Annotated in this window: 3 protein-coding genes; all 3 read left to right on the top strand. The window is 65.3% G+C overall.

What is annotated here, in order from left to right:
* The coding region (locus WBB85_RS09230; protein ID WP_432638329.1) for an ATP-binding cassette domain-containing protein at window positions 1–580 on the top strand (580 nt) is incomplete at its 5' end.
* 187 nt (window positions 581–767) lie between these two features.
* Entirely contained in the window at window positions 768–1094 is a 327-nt protein-coding gene (locus WBB85_RS09225; protein WP_432638328.1) for a hypothetical protein, read from the top strand.
* Window positions 1042–2326 (top strand): DNA-packaging protein (locus tag WBB85_RS09220; protein WP_432638330.1); only part of this gene is annotated, 1285 nt, incomplete at its 3' end. The genes WBB85_RS09225 and WBB85_RS09220, both read left to right, overlap by 53 nt.

Genomic DNA, 2326 nt, shown 5'->3' with positions numbered 1-2326 from the left:
GCTCTCGGGCGGGGAGCGGGCTCGGCTTTTGCTGGCCCGGATCATGGCGAAGCCGTCGAACCTGCTGGTGCTCGATGAGCCGACCAACGATCTGGATGTGGAGACGCTGGATCTGTTGCAGGATATTCTGGGCGATTATGACGGGACGGTGCTGCTGGTCAGCCACGATCGCGATTTCATCGACCGGGTGGCGACGACGACCATCGCGATGGAGGGCGAAGGCCGGGCGGTCGCCTATGCTGGCGGCTGGAGCGACTATCAGGCCCAGCGAGGCACCGTCACCGAGGCTACAGCTCCCGCCAAGGCGACCAAACCGGCGGCCCCCGTGGCGCCGAAGTCGCCCAAGGTGGTGCAGGGGTTGACCTTCACCGAAAAGCACCGGCTTGAGGCGCTTCCGGGCCTCATGGAGAAGCTGGAAGCCGAGATTGGCAAGCTGTCGGATTTTCTCTCTGACCCCGACCTCTTCCACAAGGCGCCTGACAAGTTCCGCCGCGCCTCGGAAGGTTTGGCCGAGCGGCAGGCGGCGTTGGCTGCCGCCGAGGAGGAGTGGCTGATGCTGGAGGAAAAGGCCGGGGCCTGATATCGCTGCTTCGCAGCGGCGTTCGCTGCGTTAACTATCTGATAATACAGTTTTTCTTGACTATTCGAACGGTCCCGGATATACCTTCGGACATGCTAGAAGAAGTGGGCAAGCGGCCGGGGGCAACCCCAGGGCCGCTTTTTCATTTCACTCGTGCGGGACCTGCATGAGAGGCGGTCGGGACTTAATGACAACAGGGAATACGGCCGAAGGGCCGAAGACTGAGCTGATGGTCGATCAGGCCATGGGATTGCTGGGTGCGATCGTCGCAGAGATCAATGCGTCGATGGAGCGTCTGAAGCAGAACCAGTTCGATGAATTGAAGGATGCCACGCGGTCCTATCGCGACCTGCGGCAGGCACTTTTGATGGTGTTCGAGGAAAGGGCGAAAGTTGCAAAACTCGACAAGCTTGAGGCCGGAGTTGCCTATGACTACGCGCTCGACCTCGACGCGGCGCGGGATGAAATCGGCCGCCGCCTGGCTCGCCTCCGCGACGCCGGAACTGGTGGATGAGTTTCTTGAGGGGCTGAGCGATGAGGCCTTGATGGCCTTGCCCTGGCTGTTCGAATTCTGGGCGCTGCCGCACCAGTTGCCGCCAAGTGGCGCCTGGAAGAGCTGGGTGATCATGGGCGGGCGCGGTGCCGGCAAGACCCGTGCCGGGGCTGAATGGGTGCGTGCACAAGTCGAGGGGGCGCGGCCCCTGGACCCCGGCCGGGCGCGGCGGGTGGCTTTGCTGGGCGAGACGATTGATCAGGTCCGCGAGGTGATGGTTTTCGGTGAGAGCGGCATCCTCGCATGTTCCCCGCCCGACCGGCGGCCGGTCTGGGAGGCGGGCCGCAAGCGGCTGGTCTGGCCGAACGGGGCGGTGGCGGAGGTTTATTCGGCTTTCAGTCCGGATACACTTCGCGGGCCGCAGTTTGATGCGGCCTGGGCCGATGAACTGGCGAAATGGCCGAAGGCCGAGGCGGCTTGGGACATGCTGCAATTCGCTTTGCGGCTGGGCGAACATCCGCAGCAGGTCGTCACGACGACGCCACAGAACATTCCCGCGCTGAAGGCGATCCTGAAGAACCCCTCGACGGTGCTGACGCAGGCGCCGACCGAGGCGAACCGGGCCTATCTGGCGGCCTCGTTTCTGGAAGAGGTCAGGGCGCGTTATGCAGGTACCCGGCTGGGGCGGCAGGAGCTGGACGGGGTGCTTCTGGAGGATGTCGAGGGGGCATTGTGGACAACGGCGGCGCTGGAGGCGGGCCGGTGCGACGCGCCCGAGCGGTTGAGCCGCATCGTCGTTGCGGTCGATCCACCGGTGACCGGCCATGACGGATCGGATGAATGCGGGATCGTCGTGGTGGGTGCCCAGACCGAGGGGCCGCCATCCGAGTGGCGTGCCTGGGTGCTGGAGGATGCCTCGGTCAGCGCTGCCTCGCCCGACACATGGGCGCGAGCGGCGGTGTCGGCGATGGAGCGGCACGGGGCGGACCGGCTGGTGGCCGAGGTCAATCAGGGCGGTCAGCTTGTGGAAAGCGTTGTGAGGCAGGTCGATCCGCTGGTGCCTTACCGGGCGGTTCATGCCTCGCGCGGCAAAGTCGCGCGGGCTGAGCCGGTGGCGGCACTTTATGAACAAGGGCGGGTGCATCATGTCCGGGGCCTTGGGGCGCTGGAGGATCAGATGTGCCGTATGACGTCGCGGGGCTATGAGGGCCGGGGGTCGCCTGACCGGGTCGATGCGCTGGTCTGGGCGCTGA

The organism is Albidovulum sp., from assembly GCF_049646345.1.
Classification (GTDB): Bacteria; Pseudomonadota; Alphaproteobacteria; order Rhodobacterales; family Rhodobacteraceae; genus Albidovulum.
This window is presented reverse-complemented; position numbering and strand designations above follow the sequence as displayed.

Coding starts and splice junctions, on each gene's coding strand:
- WBB85_RS09225 (WP_432638328.1), top strand. CDS start 768: ATGACAACAGGGAATACGGCCGAAGGGCCGAAGACTGAGCTGATGGTC.